This is a genomic window from Acinetobacter sp. YH12137 (genome assembly GCF_013418535.1).
In the GTDB taxonomy this organism is placed as follows: Bacteria; Pseudomonadota; Gammaproteobacteria; order Pseudomonadales; family Moraxellaceae; genus Acinetobacter.
On sequence record NZ_VPBW01000080.1, the window covers coordinates 1 to 2,103 of the forward strand.

The window sequence follows — 2,103 nt, forward strand, 5'->3', positions numbered from 1 at the left end:
GTACCAGCGTACGGCCCACAGAATGATGTCACGCTGAAAATGCCGGCCTTTGAATGGGTTCATGTGCAGCTCCATCAGCAAAAGGGGATGATAAGTTTATCACCACCGACTATTTGCAACAGTGCCACATTTTCTATCTTCGATGAGTTACGAGTTAGAATTCAAAGAAAAAACTCTGAAGAATTTTGACAAATTTAGTTGTAATAAGAGTGATTGTAAATAAATAATCTATTGTGCTTAAGCTAATTTCTTTTCTACATTTACAACTTTAAGTTAGCGAAGATCTGTTGAACTGAGTCCTGAAAATGTGAATAGGCTTGCTGCCATGATATTTGTTTGTCCCCGAACACCATAGGAACAACAAAATTATTAAACCTGGCTTTATAGAGTGGATTACGACTTAATTCATTTAAACCAAATAACAATTCAGCAATCGGGTCTTCAACCATAAGAGTATGCTGACGACCATAACGCTCAATATCAGTTTTTATAACTTTAGTAGCTAAGTGCCCTAAATAAACAAAATCTTGTGGTTTACCATAGGTAATTTTAAAGTAGTCATACACATGTCGAACTAATGATTCATCATCAGCTCTTTCAGCATTTCTAGCAAAGGCCGCTGTACGCCTTAAAATTGCTATCAGCTTCTCGATACTGGTACTGACAATTGTGACGGAGGGAAAAGCATCGACTGGCTTCCCTTTCTTAGCCAAGTCATACACAAACGAGGTGATACTTCTAGATTCAAAAGGCTCAAGTAAGTCTGTTTCAACTAATTCCAATTTAATGAATGGTCGTAAACAGGGAGCTTGGTTGAAATGCTGAGGATATCGAATTAATAATTCCATATAACGATATTCATCCCAGACAACTGGTTCCTCTTCAATTGTAAAGAAATCAGATTGAGAGATTTTGTCTTGTACTTGATGAAGCAATTGTTTACGTACAACTTTAGCTTTAGAGCGACTTAATGCAATATTTGGTTTTGGAACTATTTTAATGTCCACATCTTCAGACATCCGATTTAACTGAATATTTGCTTTAGCTAAAGAAGTTCCACCAGCAAAAACCAAGTCATGCGTTTCAAATTCTAGAGACTGTAATAGTCTCAATAACTCGACAACATAGTAATCTTTTTCAACAATAGAAGTTGCACCAATACCAAGTGCATCAGCGACATCTGCAAACACATTTTTTATATCAGGCATTAATTTGGCTACGACCTACAGACAATTGGCGTGTAAAACGACGCGGGGTTTTAATTTGAGTAAAGGCTGGAATCTGGGTGGATTGACCAGATAAATATTTTTCCGTAGCCTCTCCTAACGTAACCTGCACATCCAATCTTTTTAATGCCTCTAAGATCACTGCATCCGCGCCTTCTGGACAGGCTGGCATTACTTTGCCGGTAATTTGATTTTTTCTTGCTTTGGTATAAATACCATAACCAACTTTAATTAGCTCACCTTCTTGAACTAAGTTTCGCAGAACTCTTCCAATTTGGTCATAATTCGCAATGTCATTAAAATCATCACGCATAAAAACATAACGTTTTGAGCGTTTGATGCGCATTTGCATTTTCGCTTTAGTTGTCATCGCATCTCCCTTATACATCAGTTTTCACATACCTTTAAACTAGCAAAAATACGACATTTTGTCGAGCAAAAATACGACATTATACTAGATGAGACTGTAGATAAATTACTCAGGAAGACAACTTTGTCTGATCTGACAGTTCTTGGTTGAGTTGCAGAATTCTATTACTCTATTACATTAAACAGCTGTAGATAACTACTTATGATCCAGAATTGGTTATCAAGCACCCTGATTACATAATAATCATAAGTTATACAACTTACACAATTTATGTGTCAGGAACCTGTCCACTTATGTACCTCTAAACACGTACGTGTTTTTATGGCACTGTTGCAAAGTTAGCGATGAGGCAGCCTTTTGTCTTATTCAAAGGCCTTACGTTTCAAAAACTCTGCTTACCAGGCGCATTTCGCCCAGGGGATCACCATAATAAAATGCTGAGGCCTGGCCTTTGCGTAGTGCACGCATCACCTCAATACCTTTGATGGTGGCGTAAGCCGTCTTCAT

General features: G+C 37.7%; 3 protein-coding genes and 1 pseudogene. 1 reads left to right on the forward strand and 3 read right to left on the reverse strand.

Going from position 1 to position 2,103, the window contains the following annotated elements:
- Positions 1-189 (forward strand): hypothetical protein (locus tag FTU72_RS16595; protein ID WP_373684859.1); only part of this gene is annotated, 189 nt, incomplete at its 5' end.
- Between the two features lie 71 nt (positions 190-260).
- On the opposite strand, the gene FTU72_RS16095 is transcribed toward FTU72_RS16595, so the two are convergent.
- The 3 genes and pseudogenes from FTU72_RS16095 to FTU72_RS16105 form a co-directional block, all read right to left on the reverse strand.
- Positions 261-1,208, reverse strand: a complete 948-nt coding sequence (locus FTU72_RS16095) for a nucleotidyl transferase AbiEii/AbiGii toxin family protein (protein WP_120376155.1) — start codon at positions 1,206-1,208, stop codon at positions 261-263.
- The gene (locus tag FTU72_RS16100) at positions 1,201-1,596 is read right to left on the reverse strand and encodes a DUF6088 family protein (RefSeq protein WP_120376154.1); all 396 of its coding nucleotides are present in this window, start codon (positions 1,594-1,596) and stop codon (positions 1,201-1,203) included. The genes FTU72_RS16095 and FTU72_RS16100 overlap by 8 nt, the downstream gene beginning before the upstream one ends.
- Before the next feature lie 375 nt (positions 1,597-1,971).
- Positions 1,972-2,103: pseudogene (locus FTU72_RS16105) on the reverse strand (IS6 family transposase); the annotation flags it as partial.